At 50.1% G+C, this 21,384-nt stretch carries 22 protein-coding genes and 1 tRNA gene; 18 read left to right on the top strand and 5 right to left on the bottom strand.

Annotated elements, in window-relative coordinates; all coding sequences use genetic code 11:
• Nucleotides 1-16 precede the first annotated feature (16 nt).
• From ACJHWT_RS04370 to ACJHWT_RS04360, 3 genes are all read right to left on the bottom strand, one after another.
• Nucleotides 17-256: a DUF4942 domain-containing protein gene (locus tag ACJHWT_RS04370; protein WP_000166324.1), complete on the bottom strand. Its 240-nt coding sequence runs from the start codon at nt 254-256 to the stop codon at nt 17-19.
• Nucleotides 257-377: 121 nt separating this feature from the next.
• Nucleotides 378-452 (bottom strand) — tRNA-Arg (locus ACJHWT_RS04365).
• A gap of 75 nt (nt 453-527) precedes the next feature.
• Nucleotides 528-1,460 (bottom strand): formate/nitrite transporter family protein, encoded by a 933-nt coding sequence (locus ACJHWT_RS04360; RefSeq protein WP_000368131.1) that lies wholly within the window; start codon nt 1,458-1,460, stop codon nt 528-530.
• Nucleotides 1,461-1,753: 293 nt separating this feature from the next.
• On the opposite strand from ACJHWT_RS04360, the gene mlaA reads away from it, so the two are divergent.
• Nucleotides 1,754-2,509, top strand: a complete 756-nt coding sequence (mlaA, locus tag ACJHWT_RS04355; protein WP_000776768.1) for a phospholipid-binding lipoprotein MlaA — start codon at nt 1,754-1,756, stop codon at nt 2,507-2,509.
• Between the two features lie 61 nt (nt 2,510-2,570).
• Here mlaA and fadL read toward each other — a convergent pair whose 3' ends face one another.
• A complete protein-coding gene (fadL, locus tag ACJHWT_RS04350) occupies nt 2,571-3,911 on the bottom strand; it encodes a long-chain fatty acid transporter FadL (protein ID WP_021525697.1) in 1,341 nt (446 codons plus the stop codon).
• Nucleotides 3,912-4,282: 371 nt separating this feature from the next.
• On the opposite strand from fadL, the gene ACJHWT_RS04345 reads away from it, so the two are divergent.
• The 11 genes from ACJHWT_RS04345 (at nt 4,283) to ACJHWT_RS04295 (ending at nt 15,967) form a co-directional block, all read left to right on the top strand.
• Nucleotides 4,283-4,567, top strand: a complete 285-nt coding sequence (locus ACJHWT_RS04345) for a YfcZ/YiiS family protein (RefSeq protein WP_001296261.1) — start codon at nt 4,283-4,285, stop codon at nt 4,565-4,567.
• A 181-nt stretch (nt 4,568-4,748) separates the two neighbouring features.
• Nucleotides 4,749-6,059: an acetyl-CoA C-acyltransferase FadI gene (fadI, locus tag ACJHWT_RS04340; RefSeq protein WP_000531905.1), complete on the top strand. Its 1,311-nt coding sequence runs from the start codon at nt 4,749-4,751 to the stop codon at nt 6,057-6,059.
• Nucleotides 6,059-8,203, top strand: coding sequence for a fatty acid oxidation complex subunit alpha FadJ (gene fadJ / locus ACJHWT_RS04335; RefSeq protein WP_000425039.1), 2,145 nt, complete (start codon nt 6,059-6,061; stop codon nt 8,201-8,203). The genes fadI and fadJ overlap by 1 nt, the downstream gene beginning before the upstream one ends.
• Nucleotides 8,204-8,405: 202 nt before the next feature.
• Nucleotides 8,406-8,891: a phosphohistidine phosphatase SixA gene (gene sixA, locus ACJHWT_RS04330; RefSeq protein ID WP_001195819.1), complete on the top strand. Its 486-nt coding sequence runs from the start codon at nt 8,406-8,408 to the stop codon at nt 8,889-8,891.
• A gap of 660 nt (nt 8,892-9,551) precedes the next feature.
• Nucleotides 9,552-10,118, top strand: coding sequence for a fimbrial protein (locus tag ACJHWT_RS04325; protein WP_000033309.1), 567 nt, complete (start codon nt 9,552-9,554; stop codon nt 10,116-10,118).
• An 85-nt stretch (nt 10,119-10,203) separates the two neighbouring features.
• Complete coding sequence (locus tag ACJHWT_RS04320; RefSeq protein WP_001114071.1) at nt 10,204-12,843, top strand: fimbrial biogenesis outer membrane usher protein; 2,640 nt, start codon at nt 10,204-10,206, stop codon at nt 12,841-12,843.
• A gap of 19 nt (nt 12,844-12,862) precedes the next feature.
• On the top strand, nt 12,863-13,612 hold the full coding sequence (locus ACJHWT_RS04315; RefSeq protein ID WP_000160649.1) for a fimbria/pilus periplasmic chaperone: 750 nt from the start codon (nt 12,863-12,865) through the stop codon (nt 13,610-13,612).
• Nucleotides 13,587-14,135, top strand: coding sequence for a fimbrial protein (locus ACJHWT_RS04310; RefSeq protein ID WP_001317962.1), 549 nt, complete (start codon nt 13,587-13,589; stop codon nt 14,133-14,135). The genes ACJHWT_RS04315 and ACJHWT_RS04310 overlap by 26 nt, the downstream gene beginning before the upstream one ends.
• The gene (locus ACJHWT_RS04305; RefSeq protein WP_000822662.1) at nt 14,132-14,602 is read left to right on the top strand and encodes a fimbrial protein; all 471 of its coding nucleotides are present in this window, start codon (nt 14,132-14,134) and stop codon (nt 14,600-14,602) included. Before ACJHWT_RS04310 ends, ACJHWT_RS04305 begins: the two co-directional genes overlap by 4 nt.
• The gene (locus ACJHWT_RS04300) at nt 14,599-15,123 is read left to right on the top strand and encodes a fimbrial protein (RefSeq protein WP_000730189.1); all 525 of its coding nucleotides are present in this window, start codon (nt 14,599-14,601) and stop codon (nt 15,121-15,123) included. The genes ACJHWT_RS04305 and ACJHWT_RS04300 overlap by 4 nt, the downstream gene beginning before the upstream one ends.
• A 1-nt stretch (nt 15,124) precedes the next feature.
• The gene (locus tag ACJHWT_RS04295; protein WP_001317961.1) at nt 15,125-15,967 is read left to right on the top strand and encodes a StfH/YfcO family fimbrial adhesin; all 843 of its coding nucleotides are present in this window, start codon (nt 15,125-15,127) and stop codon (nt 15,965-15,967) included.
• Between the two features lie 115 nt (nt 15,968-16,082).
• Here the strand turns inward: ACJHWT_RS04295 and smrB are convergent, their stop codons facing one another.
• On the bottom strand, nt 16,083-16,634 hold the full coding sequence (gene smrB, locus ACJHWT_RS04290; protein WP_000730806.1) for an endonuclease SmrB: 552 nt from the start codon (nt 16,632-16,634) through the stop codon (nt 16,083-16,085).
• Between the two features lie 165 nt (nt 16,635-16,799).
• Here smrB and prmB point away from each other — a divergent pair, with 165 nt between their 5' ends.
• From prmB to ACJHWT_RS04260, 6 genes are read left to right on the top strand one after another with little or no spacing between them, the layout of a single operon-like run.
• The gene (prmB, locus tag ACJHWT_RS04285) at nt 16,800-17,732 is read left to right on the top strand and encodes a 50S ribosomal protein L3 N(5)-glutamine methyltransferase (protein ID WP_001298774.1); all 933 of its coding nucleotides are present in this window, start codon (nt 16,800-16,802) and stop codon (nt 17,730-17,732) included.
• A gap of 34 nt (nt 17,733-17,766) precedes the next feature.
• Nucleotides 17,767-18,852 carry a chorismate synthase gene (gene aroC, locus ACJHWT_RS04280; RefSeq protein ID WP_001297933.1) on the top strand — a complete coding sequence of 362 codons (1,086 nt, stop codon included), beginning with the start codon at nt 17,767-17,769 and terminating at the stop codon, nt 18,850-18,852.
• Nucleotides 18,853-18,854: 2 nt separating this feature from the next.
• Complete coding sequence (gene mepA, locus ACJHWT_RS04275) at nt 18,855-19,679, top strand: penicillin-insensitive murein endopeptidase (RefSeq protein WP_001043840.1); 825 nt, start codon at nt 18,855-18,857, stop codon at nt 19,677-19,679.
• Nucleotides 19,679-20,488: a sulfite exporter TauE/SafE family protein gene (locus ACJHWT_RS04270; protein ID WP_000447366.1), complete on the top strand. Its 810-nt coding sequence runs from the start codon at nt 19,679-19,681 to the stop codon at nt 20,486-20,488. The genes mepA and ACJHWT_RS04270 overlap by 1 nt, the downstream gene beginning before the upstream one ends.
• Complete coding sequence (epmC, locus tag ACJHWT_RS04265) at nt 20,488-21,036, top strand: elongation factor P hydroxylase (RefSeq protein WP_001089248.1); 549 nt, start codon at nt 20,488-20,490, stop codon at nt 21,034-21,036. Before ACJHWT_RS04270 ends, epmC begins: the two co-directional genes overlap by 1 nt.
• A gap of 33 nt (nt 21,037-21,069) precedes the next feature.
• Nucleotides 21,070-21,348 (top strand): YfcL family protein, encoded by a 279-nt coding sequence (locus tag ACJHWT_RS04260; protein WP_000559761.1) that lies wholly within the window; start codon nt 21,070-21,072, stop codon nt 21,346-21,348.
• Nucleotides 21,349-21,384: the final 36 nt, after the last annotated feature.

The following is a 21,384-nucleotide window of genomic DNA, read 5'->3' as shown; positions in this document are numbered from 1 at the left end:
AAAATGCTTACCCCTGCTAATAATCACCTAATCCAAACGCCTCATTCATGTTCTGGTACAGTCGCTCAAATGTACTCCGGATACGCGGTTCGCTGATTTCCAGGACATTGTCGTCATTCAGCGACGTGTCCCGTGTATCACGGGCCTGCGAATTCATCAAGGAATGCATTGCAGAGTGAAGTATCGAGTCACGCCATATTTCGCTATCAGGATTCTGTATGATGGTTACATCGCCCGGCCAGGGCTGTTTAGTCATCAGCGCTTTCTGACAGTGCTGAGATTTCAACCTGTTGCAGTAAAAATGAGTAGATATAGGGCAAGTGTGCTGCCAAACCCATCTTTTACGGGGTGAAGGTAGATTTGGTTTGAAGGGTATCTGGTGTCCCCTGCAGGAATCGAACCTGCAATTAGCCCTTAGGAGGGGCTCGTTATATCCATTTAACTAAGAGGACAATGCGGCATGAGTATACCCGCTAATGGACTGCGGGGTAAGTACGCTGCCGCTCGATTGCTTAAACCCTCGCCATTTATGCCGGGTTTTTATCATTTTTCTTAATGTTTTCCGCACGTTCTGCTTTTTGGCGTGCTTCTGCTTTGCGCTTGTTGCTCATGTCGTTACGGATCTGTGCATGACTCATTAACGCGAAGATAAAGGTGCCGCCGCAGATGTTCCCCGCTAAAGTAGGTAGTGCGAAGGGCCAGATGAAATCGCTCCAGTGCAGCGTACCGTTAAACACCAGATAGAGGATTTCAACAGAACCGACAACGATGTGAGTGGTGTCACCCAGGGCAATAAGCCAGGTCATCAATATAATCACCACAATCTTTGCCGCACCCGCTGCAGGAAACATCCAAACCATAGTGGCGATCAGCCAGCCGGAAATGATCGCGTTGGCAAACATCTCGCTGGGGGTGTTCTTCATCACATCCATGCCGATTTTGACAAATGCATCGCGAGTTTCTTCATTGAAGATTGGCATATATTCAAATGCCCACGCCGCAATACCTGTCCCGAGAATATTACCCAGCAGCACGACGCCCCATAACCGCATAAGTAAGCCAACGTTGCTCATTGTCGGTTTTTGCATGACGGGTAGTACCGCAGTCACGGTGTTTTCGGTAAATAATTGCTGGCGGGCCATAATGACGATAATAAAACCAAAGGTATAACCGAGATTCTCCAGCAAGAAGCTGCCCGGCACGCCTTCCAGTTCGACATGAAATATCCCTTTTGCCAGTAGCGAAGCGCCCATCGACAGACCCGCCGCAATGGCTGACCACAGTAGCGCCATTGCGTCGCGTTCCAGCTCTTTTTCACCATCCTGGCGAATATGCTCATGAATTGCCATCGCCCGGGAGGGGAGTCGGTCTTCATCTATTTCTATTTTTTTACCGCGCTCTTTTTCTTCGCTCTCAACTTCAATTTCGTCGCTGTGTTGATCAATTTTGTCGTTGTCCATGGTCTCTTCTCTTGAATTAGCACGTATAGCTAAAGCGTAGCGGCTTTTTTGCTCGCAACTGGCGGGAGTTACTCTGAAAATGTAGAAAAGGCTGCGTTTGCCTTTTTCTGTTTCTATAGAATCAAGTAGCCTACAGGGCGGCGATTACCAGGCTATGATCAAATCAGCAAATCAGGGCGTCTGGACATCAGTTGACGTGCTGTTACAATCGCCCACACCTAAACAGGCGGATACGGTATCGTTCCGTCATGGATGGCAAACTGCATAAGCCATAAAAAAACAGGGAGACATTTATGAAGCTTCGCCTGTCGGCGCTTGCTCTGGGAACTACGCTTCTGGTGGGGTGTGCGAGTTCCGGTACAGATCAGCAAGGGCGTTCTGACCCGCTAGAAGGGTTCAACCGCACCATGTACAACTTCAACTTCAATGTATTAGACCCGTATATTGTTCGACCGGTCGCTGTCGCCTGGCGTGATTATGTTCCGCAACCGGCGCGTAACGGTTTGAGCAACTTTACTGGCAACCTTGAAGAACCTGCGGTGATGGTTAACTACTTCTTGCAGGGCGACCCTTATCAGGGGATGGTCCACTTTACCCGCTTTTTCCTGAACACCATTTTGGGGATGGGCGGCTTTATTGATGTTGCAGGGATGGCGAACCCGAAACTGCAACGGACTGAACCTCACCGCTTCGGTAGTACGCTTGGTCATTATGGTGTGGGTTATGGGCCATACGTTCAGTTACCGTTCTACGGTAGCTTCACGCTGCGTGATGACGGTGGTGATATGGCGGATGGTCTTTACCCGGTTCTTTCCTGGCTGACCTGGCCGATGTCTGTGGGTAAATGGACGCTTGAAGGGATAGAAACTCGTGCGCAGTTGTTGGATTCCGATGGTCTGCTGCGTCAGTCGTCCGATCCTTATATTATGGTGCGCGAAGCGTACTTCCAGCGTCATGATTTCATCGCTAATGGCGGCGAACTCAAACCGCAGGAAAATCCGAACGCGCAAGCGATTCAGGATGATTTAAAAGATATCGATTCTGAATAAGAAACAAACAAAAAAGGTGAGTCGCAAAACTCACCTTTTTTCTTATTAAGCGAACGCGTTATCAGAACGCGTAGTTAAAGTTAGTACCGAACAGCCAGGCTTTACCTTCAGACTCGAACTGGTATGGGCCTTCGTTAATTTTCACGCTCTGACCGTGCATATAAGAAACACCAACGTCGACTGAAGCATCTTTATTAAATGCGTAAGTCGTACCTGCACTCAGCCAGAAACGGTCCTGGTCCGGAATGGAGATAGAACGATTCTGTGCCGGAACTGGGCTGTCATCGAAGGCGATACCGGTACGGAAGGTCCAGTTATCATCGTAGTAATAAGTGGTACCCAACGCGATGCGGTAAGCATCTTTAAAGCCTTCATGTTTCTGGAACAGCGTGTCGCCACTCGTTGATGTCGCTTTCAGTTGCTGGAACTGACTCCAGCTGGTGTAAGCCAGGCTATAGTGAATTGCCCACTGCGGATCAACACGGTTATAACCCGACACTTCCCACATTTCAGGCAGGTTCAGCGTCAGATAACCCGACTGCGTTGCGCCACCTGTCGCGGTAGGAATTGGCAAACCGTAGTTATTAAAAGCCGGGTTAAGATCGCTGCTGTAGTTACCCTTGAAGTCAATTTTCACTTCAGAGCGGTAGGTCAATGCGTAGCGGTTGTTTTTATCCAGTTCGTACAGAATCCCGGCGTTCCAGCCAAAGCCCCACTGGTTACCGTTCAGGTGAGCGATTTTGGTATTACTGTCGATGCTGTTGGCGGTAGCTGCTAATGCTTGCCCCTGAGGAGTCAGCCAAGCAGGAGATTGCCTAATCTGACCAGCCACCAGTTGCCCCAGATCGCCTGCGAAACGTTCAATTTTCGCGCGAGCGTAGACGGCGTTGAAACCAAGACCAAAGCTCCATGCATTATTTAAGCGATATGCACCGCTTAAGTTCAGGTTCATGGTTTCGAGGTCGGTGGTACCACCGACAGAACCGCCTGCATAAGTATCGTTAAACTCTGTCGCCAGACCATAGTTAGAGGTAATTGAAGCCCCCCAACCAAATTGGTCGTTAATCGGTGCAACAAAGTGCATGTTCGGAACCCATGCCGTAGGCGCGATATTATCGGCTTTCAGGCTACGACCAGACGGAGACGTTCCGCTGATATTTACGTCCGGATCTATATAAACCGCACCCGCAGAAAATGTCGGGCGGTCAAACATGGTAATCAACGCGGGGTTACGGCTGACGTTACCTGCATCATCGGCAATAGCGCCTTCCCCTGAATAAGCCCGGCCCAGGCCAGAGGAAGAAAATTCGTTTAACTGAAAGCCTGCCGACCAGGCCTGGGTGGAGATAAGTGCCACTGCGACTGCGAGAGCAGACTTTGTAAACAGGGTTTTCTGGCTCATGACCATAACCTCAATGATTTATTTTTATACAAACTATGTTACGTGCTGTAACAGGAGCGCGAAGTGTAGGGTCTGAGGTACATCTTAGAAATCAGACCAGTGGCGAGAGTATAGGTCGGACCAGCTGGAATGTTGCAAGTATGTTTCTATCTTTTTTCAAATATGATCTAAGAAACGCGATCCAGCTGGCAAAATTTGGAGGTGGCGCACTCATGGATTCGGGTGAATTTTGTTTTAGATCATTTTTAAGTGTGATTTCGGTCACTTATCCGATTTTGCAGAATTAACAACTGGAGCAGCACTTTCCGGAAGCGTAAAATATCCACAACGTTTATCTGGCACCTTGGGTGCACATACAGAGGAAATCAACGATGAGTAAATGTAGTGCTGATGAAACCCCGGTTTGCTGCTGTATGGATGTTGGCACCATTATGGACAACTCCGACTGCACCGCGTCTTACAGCCGCGTGTTTGCAAACCGCGCAGAAGCAGAACAAACGCTGGCGGCGCTGACTGAAAAAGCCCGTAGCGTGGAATCCGAACCGTGCAAAATCACCCCGACTTTCACTGAAGAGTCTGACGGTGTGCGCCTGGATATCGATTTCACTTTTGCCTGCGAAGCTGAAATGTTGATCTTCCAGCTGGGTCTGCGTTAATTCCTCTCGGGTATATACGCCCCTGTCAGTTCCTGGCGGGGGCGTTTTTATTTTCTCTTCCTCTTTTCTCTCTGTGTCATAGCTCCCACTTTCCCTTTTCTCCACTTGGCTAAATGTAAAAAAATGGTTAAGACTATGATCAGGTCAGACCACTTTATTTATTTTTTTACAGGGGAGTGTTATGGGTCAGGTTTTACCGCTGATTACCCGCCAGGGCGATCGTATCGCCATTGTTAGCGGCTTACGTACGCCTTTTGCCCGTCAGGCGACGGCTTTTCATGGCATTCCCGCTGTTGATTTGGGGAAGATGGTCGTAGGCGAATTGCTGGCACGCAGCGAGATCCCCGCCGAAGTGATTGAACAACTGGTTTTTGGTCAGGTCGTACAAATGCCTGAAGCCCCCAACATTGCGCGTGAAATTGTTCTTGGCACCGGAATGAATGTGCATACCGATGCTTACAGCGTCAGCCGCGCTTGCGCTACCAGTTTCCAGGCGATTGCAAACGTCGCAGAAAGCCTGATGGCGGGAACTATTCGCGCGGGGATTGCCGGTGGGGCCGATTCCTCTTCCGTATTGCCAATTGGCGTCAGTAAAAAACTGGCGCGCGTGCTGGTTGATGTCAACAAAGCTCGAACCATGAGCCAGCGCCTGAAACTATTCTCTCGCCTGCGTTTGCGCGACTTAATGCCGGTGCCTCCGGCAGTGGCGGAATACTCTACTGGCTTGCGGATGGGCGACACCGCTGAACAAATGGCGAAAACCTACGGTATTACTCGCGAACAGCAAGATGCATTAGCGCACCGTTCGCATCAGCGGGCCGCTCAGGCGTGGTCAGACGGTAAACTCAAAGAAGAGGTGATGACTGCCTTTATCCCCCCTTATAAACAACCGCTTGTCGAAGACAACAATATTCGCGGTAATTCCTCTCTTGCTGATTACGCAAAGCTGCACCCGGCGTTTGATCGTAAACACGGGACGGTAACGGCAGCAAACAGTACGCCGCTGACCGATGGCGCAGCGGCGGTGATCCTGATGACTGAATCGCGGGCGAAAGAATTGGGCCTGGTGCCGCTGGGATATCTGCGTAGCTACGCATTTACCGCTATTGATGTCTGGCAGGACATGTTGCTCGGCCCGGCCTGGTCAACGCCGCTGGCGCTGGAACGCGCTGGATTGACGATGGCCGATCTGACATTGATTGATATGCACGAAGCTTTTGCCGCCCAGACGCTGGCCAATATTCAGTTGCTTGGCAGCGAACGTTTTGCGCGCGACGTACTGGGGCGTGCACATGCCACTGGCGAAGTGGACGATAGCAAATTTAACGTGCTTGGCGGCTCGATTGCTTACGGGCATCCCTTCGCGGCGACCGGCGCGCGGATGATTACCCAGACATTGCATGAACTTCGCCGTCGCGGCGGTGGATTTGGTTTAGTGACCGCCTGTGCTGCGGGTGGGCTTGGTGCGGCGATGGTTCTGGAGGCGGAATAATGGAAATGGCATCAGCGTTTACCCTTAATGTCCGTCTGGACAACATTGCTGTTATCACCATCGACGTACCGGGTGAGAAAATGAATACCCTGAAGGCGGAGTTTGCCTCGCAGGTGCGCGCCATTATTAAGCAACTCCGTGAAAACAAAGAGTTGCGCGGCGTGGTGTTTATCTCCGCGAAACCAGACAACTTCATTGCTGGCGCAGACATCAACATGATCGCCAACTGCAAAACGGCGCAAGAAGCGGAAGCACTGGCGCGGCAGGGTCAACAGTTAATGGCGGAGATTCATGCTTTGCCCGTTCCGGTTATCGCGGCTATTCATGGCGCTTGCCTGGGCGGCGGGCTGGAGTTGGCGCTGGCGTGCCACGGTCGCGTGTGTACTGATGATCCTAAAACGGTGCTCGGTTTGCCTGAAGTACAACTTGGATTGTTACCCGGTTCAGGCGGCACCCAGCGTTTACCGCGCCTGATAGGTGTCAGCACAGCATTAGAGATGATCCTCACCGGAAAACAACTTCGGGCGAAACAGGCAGTAAAGCTGGGGCTGGTGGATGACGTTGTTCCACACTCCATTTTGCTGGAAGCCGCTGTTGAGCTGGCAAAGCAGGATCGTCCATCTTCACGCCCTCTACCTGTACGCGAGCGTATTCTGGCGGGGCCGTTAGGTCGTGCGCTGCTGTTCAAAATGGTCGGCAAGAAAACAGAACACAAAACTCAGGGTAACTATCCGGCGACAGAACGCATTCTTGAAGTTATCGAAAACGGATTAGCGCAAGGCACCAGTAGCGGCTATGACGCTGAAGCTCGGGCGTTTGGTGAACTGGCGATGACGCCGCAATCGCAGGCGCTGCGTAGTATCTTTTTTGCCAGTACGGACGTGAAGAAAGATCCTGGCAGTGATGCGCAGCCTGCGCCATTAAACAGCGTGGGAATTTTAGGTGGTGGCTTGATGGGCGGCGGTATTGCTTATGTCACTGCTTGTAAAGCGGGGCTTCCGGTCAGAATTAAAGATATCAACCCGCAGGGCATAAATCATGCGCTGAAGTACAGTTGGGATCAGCTGGAGGGCAAAGTTCGCCGTCGTCATCTCAAAGCCAGCGAACGTGACAGACAGCTGGCATTAATCTCCGGAACGACGGACTATCGCGGCTTTGCCCATCGCGATCTGATTATTGAAGCGGTGTTTGAAAATCTCGAATTAAAACAACAAATGGTGGCGGAAGTTGAGCAAAATTGCGCCGCTCATACCATCTTTGCTTCGAACACGTCATCTTTACCGATTGGCGATATCGCCGCTCACGCCGCGCGACCTGAGCAAGTTATTGGCCTGCATTTCTTCAGTCCGGTGGAAAAAATGCCGTTGGTAGAAATTATTCCCCATGCCGGTACATCGGCGCAAACCATCGCCACCACAGTAAAACTGGCGAAAAAACAGGGCAAAACGCCAATTGTCGTGCGTGACAAAGCCGGGTTTTACGTCAATCGCATCTTAGCGCCTTACATTAATGAAGCTATCCGCATGTTGACCGAAGGTGAACGGGTAGAGCACATTGATACCGCGCTGGTGAAATTTGGTTTTCCGGTAGGCCCAATCCAACTTTTGGATGAGGTAGGAATCGACACCGGGACTAAAATTATTCCTGTACTGGAAGCCGCTTATGGAGAACGTTTTAGCGCGCCTGCAAATGTTGTTTCTTCAATTTTGAACGACGATCGCAAAGGCAGAAAAAATGGCCGGGGTTTCTATCTTTATGGTCAGAAAGGGCGTAAAAGCAAAAAACAGGTCGATCCCGCCATTTACCCGCTCATTGGCACACAAGGGCAGGGGCGACTCTCCGCACCGCAGGTAGCTGAACGGTGTGTGATGTTGATGCTGAATGAAGCAGTACGTTGTCTGGACGAGCAGGTTATCCGTAGCGTGCGTGACGGAGATATTGGCGCGGTATTTGGCATTGGTTTTCCGCCATTTCTCGGTGGTCCGTTCCGCTACATCGATTCTCTCGGTGCGGGTGAAGTGGTTGCAATAATGCAACGACTGGCCACGCAGTATGGTTCCCGTTTTACCCCTTGCGAGCGTTTAGTCGAGATGAGCAAGCGTGGGGAAAGTTTTTGGAAAACAACTGCAACTGACCTGCAATAAGAAGGTCAAAGCTATATGAATCCGCGCTGAATGGCGGAGTGTTGCTCAAAATGTAAACGCATATTGACTATACTTACGCCATTGAGGTAAAAAACAGCGTTTCATTCGGTGAATGGATAAGGCACAATGCCGGCCACCGTTTTCTTTCTCTGGTTTCAGATGAAAGAAAATGGGCGAATCTGGTTAACAAAAGCGGTGCAATATGCAAGTTTTTATCATGCGTCACGGCGACGCAGCCCTCGATGCCGCCAGTGATTCGGTTCGTCCTCTGACTACTAACGGTTGTGACGAATCTCGCCTGATGGCGAACTGGCTGAAAGGTCAAAAAGTGGAAATCGAACGCGTTCTGGTGAGCCCGTTCCTGCGAGCCGAGCAAACACTGGAAGAAGTAGGGGATTGTCTGAACCTGCCTTCCAGTGCAGAAGTTCTGCCGGAGTTAACGCCCTGCGGCGATGTTGGTCTGGTCAGTGCCTATTTGCAGGCGTTGACCAATGAAGGTGTTGCTTCGGTACTGGTGATCTCCCACTTACCCTTAGTCGGGTATCTGGTTGCTGAGTTATGTCCGGGCGAAACGCCGCCTATGTTTACCACCTCGGCCATTGCCAGCGTAACGCTTGATGAAAGCGGAAACGGCACATTTAACTGGCAGATGAGCCCATGTAATTTGAAGATGGCAAAGGCGATTTAATACGCATGCACAAGGCCCGCTGGCGTAAGCTATCGGGCCTTTATTTTTTCTGGCAATGTTGAATTTATTCAATCTTATTGTACTAACAATGATCCGCTTGTGATCGAATGGTCTTTATTTTATACGGCATGACGCTTTTATTTGTAAAAATTTACATATTGAAAGAGAATTTACTTTTATTCATAAATTATTTTTCTGGAAGCATTTTTAGGTAAATAATGACTAAAGTGAAAAATATAATTGGGTCTTGATTTTATATTAATTATAGTGTTTTAATATTATATCGTTGCGAAATTAATATCACAAGATAGTCATTGCCATGTGATTGTTTTTGACTTTAATTTATTCACTGGGTTTTTGCATTTGCCGTTTTTTTGAACTTATTCTTCATGATTGAGATGAAAAATTTCAGTAATTATTATTCCTGCCTATTAATTAAGCATTTCTAACTTTGAATGTTAGAAAATCTAAATTGCGTCAGTCATATTAAAATATCAATATGTTCGGCACGCCAAAGAATATTATATCAAGGAACCTGTTTTTTCAGGAGCTGAAAATCTGTTCATTGGCTGGTTAAAAGTCGCTGTAAAAATTGAAGAAGCTCTGCGTCAATATTTCAGTTGGCTTATATTCTAATTATTTATGATTTAAGGACAAATAATGAGTAAGTTTGTAAAAGCAGCAGTTGCCACGGCAATGCTCATGGGGGCGCTGACTTCAGCATCAGTCGTTGCCGCAGGTAACAACGGTACAGTGAGATTTTACGGCACAATTGAAGACTCTCCGTGCTCGATTGTTCCTGACGATCATAAACTGGAAGTGGATATGGGCAGCATTGGTACAGGTTCTTTAACCGGTGGCAAGACTACCACACCTAAAGATTTCCAGATTCGTTTACAGGATTGTAATTTCAATACTGAAACGACAATGACCACGACATTCACTGGTAATCCGTACTCCGGCAACTCAAAAAACTATTCCCTGTCTAACATGGATAATGGAACTGAAATTCCAAATGTAAGTCTGGTGATTGGCGACCAACGTGGTACTGGTTATGACCTGGGGGCAGGCATCGATCAGGACATCGCGATGGACAGTTCAACAGGAAAAGGCAAACAGAAACAAACGTTGAACTTTAAAGCCTGGTTAGTAGGTGAAACTGCAGCGGTAACACCAACCCCAGCGCCGTTTGAAACGCTAACGACGTTCCAGATTACATATCTCTAATTATGCTGTTCCCCCATAACTGCAATGTTATGGGGTTTATAAATAAAAGATAACTAAATTATAATAATCATGGATGGATACGTAGATGCCTGAACATTCTTTTCTTCGTTTACGGGGGCTTTCATGGTGGATTGCTCTGGCAATTTCCGGGAGTCCTTTTAATGTACTGGCAGATGATACCATTCAATTTGATGCTCGATTTCTGGAGTTAAAAGGAAATACCAAAATTGATCTGGGGCGTTTTTCTCAAAAAGGGTATGTTGAACCAGGGAAATACAATTTACGTGTTCATGTAAATAATCACCCATTACCTGATGAATACGATATCTATTGGTATGTAGCTGAAAACGATCCGAATAAATCATATGCCTGCTTACCACCTGAACTGATAGCCCAGTTTGGCTTCAAAGATGATTTTGCGAAGAGTTTGCAATGGGGTCATGATGGACAATGTCTGAAAACTGACCAAATAGGAGGTATGGAAATTAAGGGCGATTTAAGTCAATCTGCGCTCTTAGTTTCTGTGCCACAGGCATATCTCGAATACACTGACGATGACTGGGACCCACCTTCGCGTTGGGATGAGGGGATTCCTGGGCTTATTGCCGATTACAGTATCAACGCACAAACCCGACATGAAAATGGGGGGGATGACACTAACGACATCAGCGGTAATGGTACGGTCGGCGTTAACGTGGGGCCGTGGCGCTTACGAGCCGACTGGCAGAGCGATTACCAACATACCCGCAGTAACGATGACGGCGACACTGATGATAGCGGTACGCAAAAAAACTGGGAGTGGAGCCGTTACTACGCCTGGCGCGCCTTGCCGTCATTAAAAGCCAAACTTTCGCTGGGTGAAGATTATCTCAACTCCGATATTTTTGATGGCTTCAGTTACATTGGCGGCAGCATCAGTACCGATGATCAAATGTTACCGCCAAACATGCGCGGCTACGCACCCGATATTTCCGGCGTTGCACACACTACCGCTAAAGTGACCGTAACCCAAATGGGCCGTGTCATTTACGAAACCCAGGTGCCCGCAGGTCCATTCCGCATTCAGGATATTGGCGATTCCGTATCTGGCACGCTGCATGTCCGCATTGAAGAACAAAACGGTCAGGTACAGGAATATGACGTCAGCACGGCGTCCATGCCGTTTCTGACCCGCCCCGGTCAGGTGCGTTACAAAGTGACAATGGGGCGTCCACAAAACTGGGACCATCAGGTTGCAGGCAGCTTCTTCTCGGGCGGTGAGGCGTCATGGGGGATTGCGAATGGCTGGTCGCTCTACGGCGGGGCATTGGCCGATGAAAACTACCAGTCGGCAGCGTTAGGCCTCGGTCGTGACCTCGCGCTGTTCGGAGCGCTAGCGTTTGATGTCACTCACTCTCGTGTTCAACTCGACGATAACAGCGTGTATGGCAACAAAACGCTGGACGGCAACTCTTATCGCGTCAGCTATGCCAAAGATTTCGATGAACTCAACAGTCGGGTGACGTTTGCCGGATATCGCTTCTCTGAAAAAAACTACATGACCATGAGTGAGTATCTGGATGCGAACGACACCGACCGTGCGCGCACGGGTAACGACAAGGAAATGTACACGGTCACTTACAACCAGAACTTTAGGGATGCGCGCGTTTCGGTCTATCTCAATTATTCTCACCATACCTATTGGGATCGCGAGGATCAGACCAACTACAACATGATGCTTTCTCATTATTTCAATTTAGGAAGTCTTCGCAACCTGAGCGTTTCTCTCACCGGTTATCGCTACGAATATGATAAAAGTGCCGACAAAGGTGTTTATCTGTCCTTGAGTTTGCCATGGGGTGACAACAGCACCATCAGTTACAACGGCAATTATGGCAGTGGTGCCGACAGCAGCCAGGCGAGTTTGTATCACCGCATCGATGACGCTAGCCACTATACGTTGAGCGCCGGAACCAGTGAAAATCACACCAGTCTTGATGGTTATTACAGTCATGACGGTACGCTGGCAAAAGTTGACCTGAGTGCAAACTACCATGAGGGGCAATACACATCTGCGGGGGTCTCCTTACAGGGCGGTGTAACACTGACTGCTCACGGCGGGGCGTTGCATCGTACGCAAAATATGGGAGGCACACGTCTGCTAATCGACGCCGATGGCGTTGCTAATGTGCCGGTCGAAGGTAATGGTTCCGCCGTTTATACCAACATGTTCGGGAAAGCGGTGGTGGCAGATGTTAATGATTACTACCGTAACCAGGCTTATATCGATTTGAACAAACTACCGGAAAACGCCGAAGCTACCCAATCGGTGGTCCAGGCAACGCTGACGGAAGGCGCTATTGGCTACCGTAAATTTGCGGTGATCAGCGGTGAGAAGGCGATGGTAGTGCTGCGCTTGCAGGATGGCAGCCATCCGCCATTTGGGGCGGAAGTGAAAAACGATAATCAACAACAAGTTGGGCTGGTTGATGACGAAGGTAATGTTTATCTTGCAGGCGTTAAGCCGGGTGAACATATGACCGTTTTCTGGGAGGGAGAATCTCACTGCGATATCAGCCTGCCAGATCCGTTACCGAATGACCTGTTCAATGGCTTGTTGTTGCCATGCCAGCAAAAAGGGGGAAGTGCTCCCGTCATAACGCATGATATTCAACCTGTAATTCAGGAGCAGACACAACAGGTGACACCAATGGAACCGCCGATGTCTGTTTCATCGAACCAATAACGTGATTAAGGAATGATCCATGACTAAACATCTCTCTGTCAAAACATTGGCAACGGTACTGTCGTTACTGGCTGCAACGGTAAGTTTTTCTGCTCTGGCGTCAGTAACGCCCGATCGTACTCGCCTGATTTTTAATGAAAGCGATAAATCCATCAGCGTCACGCTGCGTAATAACGACCCGAAACAGCCTTATCTGGCACAAAGCTGGATCGAAGATGAAAAGGGCGTCAAGATTAGTTCGCCGCTGGCAGTATTGCCCCCCGTACAGCGCATTGATGCAATGATGAATGGTCAGGTGAAAATTCAGGGATTGCCAGATATCCATAAATTGCCTGCCGATCGTGAATCGATATTTTATTTCAATGTGCGTGAAATTCCGCCGAAATCGAACAAAGCCAATACGTTACAAATTGCGCTGCAGACACGCATCAAACTTTTCTGGCGACCTAAAGCCCTGGAAAAAGCTAGCATGCAAAACCCATGGCAGCATAAAGTGACCTTAACCCGTAACGGTCAGGAATTTACCGTCAATAACCCTACTCCGTATTACGTCATTTTCAGTAATGCCAGCGCGCAAAAAAATGGCAATCCGGCAGACGGTTTCTCGCCGATAGTGATGTCGCCAAAAACCTCCGCACCGCTCAAGGTGAAGATGGCTAGCGTGCCGGTGCTGACCTATGTCAACGACTATGGCGCACGGATGCCACTCTTTTTCACCTGTAGCGGCAACAGTTGTCAGGTTGATGAAGAGCAGAGCCGCAAAGGTTAATGACGGGGAAGTAAGTATGAAAAGATCTTGTTCAGTCTGGGCGGGAACATGGTTACTGATGTGTTGTATTGGTAGCGACTTTGCAGTTGCAGGGAGTAAATCAGTAAGTTTGAGTTTACGAGTGCTCGTTGATGCCCCTCCTCCTTGCACGGTTAATGGTGCGACGGTTGAGTTTGGTAATGTATTCATCAATAAGATCGATGGGGTAGGTTATAAACAACCCATTGATTACTCGCTTGTTTGTAACAACCTGGCAATGGATGACCTGCGTTTACAGATGCGGGCAACAACGGTTGTGATCAACGGTGAAACAGTTATCAGCACAGGTATTTCAGGGTTTGGTATTCGGGTTCAGAAAAGTAGTGATCACTCAACACTCGACTTAACGTCTGGTTCATGGTTGCCGTTTAATTTTTCCTCGGGCGTCCCTGCACTCGAAGCAGTGCCGGTGAAACAGAGTGGTACAACCTTATCGGCAGCGGAATTTAACGCCAGTGCCACAATTGTGGTGGATTACCAATGAAACGGATCTCACTTCTTATGCTGTGGGGCTTTAGCTCGATGGCACTCTCAAATGTCTCTTTTCACGGCTATTTAGTGCAGCCACCTAACTGCACTATTAGCAACGGTAAAACCATTGAAATAACCTTTCAGGATGTTTTTGTTGATGACATTAATGGCAGTAACTATGAGCAAACCGTGCCGTATTCCATTACCTGTGATACGGCGGTTCGCGACCCATCAATGGAAATGAAATTGAGCTGGAGCGGTACGCAGAGCGACTTTGACGATGCCGCGGTTAGCACCGATATCTCTGGCCTGGCGATTCGGCTTAAACAGGCAGGGCAGAGCTTTAAGCTCAATACGGCACTGGTGGTGAATGAAACGGCCTTACCGGTGTTAACCGCAGTACCGGTCAAAAAGAGCGGTGTCGATTTGCCTGAGGCAGACTTTGAAGCCTGGGCCACGTTACAGGTGGATTATCAATGAAGAAAAAGCGTGCGTTGGTTTTTATCTGTAGCCTGATGCTGTTGTACAGCGTTACTGCCCCGGCGGTCGACAACCTGCACTTTACCGGTAATTTGCTCGGTAAATCCTGTACGCCAGTGATCAACGGTAGCCTGTTGGCGGAGGTGCACTTTCCCACCATTGCCGCCAGCGATTTAATGAACCTCGGGCAGTCAGAGCGAGTACCGTTAGTATTTCAATTGAAGGATTGCAAAAGCTCCACGCTGTTTAGCGTCAGGGTAACGCTGACGGGAACGGAAGATAGCGAACTGCCCGGATTTCTGGCCTTTGACGCCTCATCTTCTGCATCCGGAGCTGGGATTGGTATTGAAACGGCGGCAGGCGCGGCGGTGCCAGTCAACAGCACAACGGGTGTCACGTTCCCGCTAAACCAGGGCAATAACAGTCTCAATTTTAATGCCTGGCTACAGGCGAAGGGCGGGCGGGATGTGACGTCCGGTGATTTCAGCGCTACGGCGACGGCAACCTTTGAGTATTTTTAACATGAAAAAATGGACAATGATTTTTGCGAGCCTGGTGTTGCTGGTGATGAGTGCGAGCGTTCCAAAGAGCTATGCCGGGGATAAACTCACCAGCGCGAGTTTCGACAGTGTGAAGATTTATTATGGGAAGGGGAAAATGTCTATTCATAACACCGGAGGTTTGTATGTCACGGTGTTAACTCCCAACGAGGCGGCCTATGGGGTGTACAACGATGCCATAAGGAAGAACGAGCAAGCCAGCGTTATTTCGTGGACGGGGTCGGGACCAGCGCCAGTGTTGATCTTAACTGACTACGGTAATGCTGATAGCTCGAATTGTCCTGGGATAAATACGGCGACATTTCAGTGTGCATATGAGACGTTTAAGATAACCGTTCAGTCCGACAGTTATGGTTGCCCGTGGCTCGCTTCTTTTTATACGATCACAGATCAACCCGGATTCGGGAGATATACTGGGCCAACGAACCATGCCACAGTATGTCCGACGATCCCTGTCGCGTCGTATGACATCTCGTGGAGTGAGAATTACGTCAGCCACAATAAGGCGTTACAGTTGCAATCCAATGGCTCGACAATCACCACCACGCTTTCGACCTACCTGATGGAAGATGGCAAACTCTGTGATGGCAGCGTTTTTGATAGCAGAGGTGCATACTGCCGCGTGGTCTCGGAACTGTTAACCTTTACCTCCTACGGTTGCGATAAATCAACGGTAACGGTTTCTCCCACACGGCATCCGGTAACCGATAAACAGCTACATGATATCGTGGTAAATGTGAACACCAGTAGCCGACAACCGATTGATTCTACGTGCCGATTCCAGTATGTACTGAATGAATTGTAGTGACGATATTTTCACAAGTCGACGGGGCCATCTGGCCCTGTCGTCATTTCCGGCGTCTGTTTTATGATATGATGGCTAAGGCGAACTTTCCCTCTACAGCATTCGATGCCAGCATTCAGGGCAATTCAGGCGGCAGCCACTCTTCCACTTCAATCAACACCAACAAAGCCGCATCGCCACCATACTCTTTTGGTGCCTGGTGAAATGCCATTACATGTGGATGCTGCGCCAGCCACAGCGGCGTTTGCTGCTTCAAAATATGCTTCCCGTGACCATGCATCACGCAGGCACAAAACACATGTTCACGGCGGCAGGCGGCAATCAACGCCCCCAGTTCCTGTTTGGCTTGCAACTGCGTCAGACCGTGCAAATCAAGAAACAACTCCGGTGAATAATCACCGCGCCGCAGTTTCTTCGCTTCAAAATGGCTGACATCCGGGCGAACATATTTCACCGGACCTTCGGTATTTAATAATGGCTGAAACTCATCGGAAAAATAATGGCTGGCATCGGCCTGCTCCTGAATCAACCGCTTGACCGGTACTTCGCTGATTTTTTTACGCTGCGGTCGGTGGACAATCGTGTCCTGCTTAATCTTGCGAGTCCCCGCCATCAACTGGCGAAACAGCGCCTGGTCCTCCTCGCTAAGTGTTGTTTTCTTTTTCATTTAACTGTCTCTATTTCTAATTTTCCTACAGTTTACCTGACTCGTAGCACAATCGATCGTTTTAAACGTATTTTTCCTCACTCACCGCGCGTGAATGCTGATTTATCGTCATCTTCATGGCAAACTAGCCGCCGAAATTATTGCGATCATGCCCTGGAGGAATACGTGGATAAAATTTTCGTTGATGAAGCAGTAAATGAGCTGCAAACCATTCAGGACATGTTGCGCTGGTCGGTGAGCCGCTTCAGCGCGGCGAATATCTGGTACGGCCACGGCACCGATAACCCGTGGGATGAAGCCGTGCAACTGGTGTTGCCTTCACTCTACCTGCCGCTGGATATTCCGGAAGATATGCGCACCGCGCGTCTGACTTCCAGCGAAAAACACCGTATTGTTGAGCGCGTGATCCGCCGCGTCAACGAACGCATTCCGGTGGCTTACCTGACCAATAAAGCCTGGTTCTGTGGCCATGAATTTTACGTCGATGAACGCGTGCTGGTGCCGCGCTCGCCGATTGGTGAACTGATCAACAATAAATTTGCCGGACTCATCAGCAAGCAACCGCAGCACATTTTAGATATGTGTACCGGTAGCGGCTGCATCGCCATTGCCTGTGCTTATGCCTTCCCGGAAGCGGAAGTCGACGCGGTAGACATCTCTCCCGACGCGCTGGCGGTTGCTGAACAGAACATCGAAGAACACGGTTTGATCCACAACGTCATTCCGATTCGTTCCGACTTGTTCCGTGATTTGCCGAAAGTGCAGTACGACCTGATTGTCACCAACCCGCCGTATGTCGATGCGGAAGATATGTCCGACCTGCCAAACGAATACCGCCACGAGCCGGAACTCGGTCTGGCATCTGGCACTGACGGCCTGAAACTGACGCGTCGCATTCTTGGTAACGCGGCAGATTACCTCGCTGATGATGGCGTGCTGATTTGTGAAGTGGGCAACAGCATGGTACATCTTATGGAACAATATCCGGATGTTCCGTTCACCTGGCTGGAGTTTGATAACGGCGGCGATGGTGTGTTTATGCTCACTAAAGAGCAGCTTATTGCCGCACGAGAACATTTCGCGATTTATAAAGATTAAGTAAACACGCAAACACAACAATAACGGAGCCGTGATGGCTGGAAACACAATTGGACAACTCTTTCGCGTAACCACCTTCGGCGAATCGCACGGGCTGGCGCTCGGCTGCATCGTCGATGGTGTTCCGCCAGGCATTCCGCTGACGGAAGCGGACTTGCAACATGACCTTGATCGTCGTCGACCTGGGACATCGCGCTATACCACCCAGCGCCGCGAGCCGGATCAGGTCAAAATTCTCTCCGGTGTTTTTGAAGGTGTTACTACTGGCACCAGCATCGGATTGTTGATCGAAAATACCGACCAGCGTTCTCAGGATTATAGTGCGATTAAGGACGTTTTCCGTCCAGGTCATGCCGATTACACCTATGAACAAAAATACGGCCTGCGCGATTATCGCGGCGGTGGACGTTCTTCCGCCCGCGAAACCGCTATGCGCGTTGCAGCAGGGGCGATTGCCAAAAAATATCTCGCCGAGAAATTTGGCATTGAGATTCGCGGCTGCCTGACCCAGATGGGTGATATTCCGCTGGAAATCAAAGACTGGTCGCAGGTCGAGCAAAATCCGTTTTTCTGCCCGGACCCGGACAAAATCGACGCGTTAGATGAACTGATGCGCGCGCTGAAAAAAGAGGGTGACTCCATCGGCGCGAAAGTCACCGTCGTTGCCAGTGGCGTACCCGCCGGACTTGGCGAGCCGGTTTTTGACCGCCTGGATGCCGACATCGCCCATGCGCTAATGAGCATTAACGCGGTGAAAGGTGTGGAAATTGGTGATGGTTTTGACGTGGTAGCGCTGCGTGGCAGCCAGAACCGTGACGAAATCACCAAAGACGGTTTCCAGAGCAACCATGCGGGCGGCATTCTTGGTGGTATCAGCAGCGGGCAGCAAATCATTGCCCATATGGCGCTGAAACCGACCTCAAGCATTACTGTGCCGGGGCGCACGATTAACCGCTTTGGCGAAGAAGTTGAGATGATCACCAAAGGCCGTCACGATCCGTGTGTTGGGATCCGCGCGGTGCCGATCGCTGAAGCGATGCTGGCGATCGTTTTAATGGATCACCTGTTACGGCAACGGGCGCAAAATGCTGATGTGAAGACTGATATTCCACGCTGGTAAAAATGAACAAAACTGCGATTGTGCTGCTGGCCCTGCTTGCCAGTAGCGCCAGCCTGGCAGCGACGCCGTGGCAAAAAATAACCCAACCTGTGCCGGGTAGTGCACAATCGATAGGCAGTTTTTCAAATGGCTGTATCGTCGGTGCTGACACGCTGCCGATACAGTCCGAACATTATCAGGTCATGCGTACCGATCAGCGTCGCTATTTCGGACACCCGGATCTGGTGATGTTTATCCAGCGTCTGAGTCGCCAGGTGAGCAATCTGGGTATGGGTACGGTGCTGATTGGCGATATGGGGATGCCTGCTGGTGGTCGTTTCAACGGCGGTCACGCCAGCCACCAGACTGGACTGGATGTCGATATCTTCCTGCAACTGCCAAAAACACGCTGGACCTCCGCGCAGCTCTTGCGCCCGCAAGCGTTAGATTTAGTTTCCCGCGACGGTAAACACGTTGTCCCGACGCTGTGGAAGCCGGAAATTTTCAGCTTGATTAAACTCGCCGCGCAGGACAAAGACGTCACGCGCATTTTTGTTAATCCGGCGATTAAACAACAACTTTGCCTTGATGCGGGCACCGATCGCGACTGGTTACGCAAAGTGCGGCCCTGGTTCCAGCATCGCGCCCATATGCATGTACGACTACGTTGTCCTGCCGATAGCCTGGAGTGTGAAGATCAACCTTTACCGCCACCGGGCGATGGTTGCGGGGCAGAACTGCAAAGCTGGTTTGAACCACCAAAACCGGGAACAACAAAGCCTGAGAAGAAGACACCGCCTCCGTTGCCGCCTTCCTGCCAGGCGCTACTGGATGAGCACGTGATCTAATGGAAACGTTTAATAGCCTGTTTATGGTTTCCCCGCTGCTGCTGGGAGTTCTCTTTTTTGTCGCCATGCTGGCGGGATTTATCGACTCGATTGCCGGTGGCGGTGGGTTACTCACCATTCCGGCATTGATGGCGGCGGGGATGTCTCCGGCTAACGCGCTGGCAACCAATAAACTGCAAGCCTGCGGCGGCTCTATTTCCGCCACTATCTACTTTATTCGCCGCAAAGTGGTTAGTTTAAGCGATCAGAAACTCAATATCGCCATGACCTTTGTCGGCTCAATGAGCGGCGCATTACTGGTGCAGTATGTTCAGGCTGATGTCTTACGGCAGATTTTGCCCATTCTGGTGATTTGTATCGGCCTCTATTTCTTGCTGATGCCAAAGCTGGGTGAAGAAGATCGCCAGCGCCGGATGTATGGACTGCCATTTGCGCTGGTGGCGGGGGGCTGCGTCGGTTTTTACGATGGATTCTTTGGTCCGGCTGCCGGATCGTTTTACGCGCTGGCCTTCGTTACGCTGTGCGGATTCAACCTCGCCAAAGCCACTGCTCACGCCAAATTACTTAACGCAACGTCAAACATTGGCGGTCTGCTGTTGTTTATTCTCGGCGGCAAAGTGATTTGGGCGACGGGCTTTGTGATGCTGGTGGGGCAGTTCCTCGGCGCGCGCATGGGTTCACGACTGGTGTTGAGCAAAGGACAAAAGCTGATCCGCCCGATGATCGTTATCGTCTCGGCGGTGATGAGTGCAAAATTACTTTACGATAGCCACGGACAGGAGATCCTCCACTGGTTGGGGATGAACTAATGAACAGTACACACCACTATGAGCAGTTGATTGAGATTTTTAATAGCTGCTTTGCCGATGAATTTAATACCCGTCTGATTAAAGGCGACGACGAACCGATCTATCTTCCTGCTGATGCGGAAGTACCGTATAACCGAATCGTCTTTGCTCATGGCTTTTATGCCAGCGCAATTCATGAGATTTCGCACTGGTGTATTGCCGGAAAAGCGCGCCGTGAGCAGGTTGATTTCGGCTACTGGTATTGCCCGGACGGTCGCGATGCCCAGACGCAAAGCCAGTTTGAAGATGTTGAAGTGAAGCCGCAGGCGCTGGACTGGTTGTTCTGCGTGGCGGCGGGATATCCGTTTAATGTTAGCTGCGACAATCTGGAAGGGGATTTCGAACCGGACCGCGTGGTGTTTCAACGGCGGGTACATGCGCAGGTAATGGATTATCTGGCAAACGGCATTCCCGAACGTCCGGCACGCTTCATTAAAGCACTACAAAATTATTATCACACGCCGGAACTTACGGCGGAACAGTTCCCGTGGCCGGAAGCGCTCAACTGAAGCCAGCGCCACGTTTTACAATGAGGAAAGAAGATGATCGCGGAGTTTGAATCACGCATTCTGGCATTAATCGACGGTATGGTTGACCATGCCAGTGATGATGAGTTGTTTGCCAGTGGGTATTTGCGTGGCCACCTGACATTAGCCATCGCAGAACTGGAAAGTGGTGATGACCACTCCGCCCAGGCGGTACATACAACCGTTAGCCAGAGTCTGGAAAAAGCCATTGGCGCGGGTGAATTGTCGCCGCGTGACCAGGCGCTGGTTACCGATATGTGGGAACACCTGTTTCAGCAGGCCTCACAGCAGTAAGTTGTGACGTCTGGAGCACCATGCCTGATGCGACGC

The sequence above is a fragment of the Escherichia sp. WS338 genome, from assembly GCF_046486405.1.
Lineage (GTDB): Bacteria > Pseudomonadota > Gammaproteobacteria > Enterobacterales > Enterobacteriaceae > Escherichia > Escherichia coli.
Note: the sequence above shows the minus strand (reverse complement) of the source record. Positions and strands in the feature narration are given on the sequence as shown.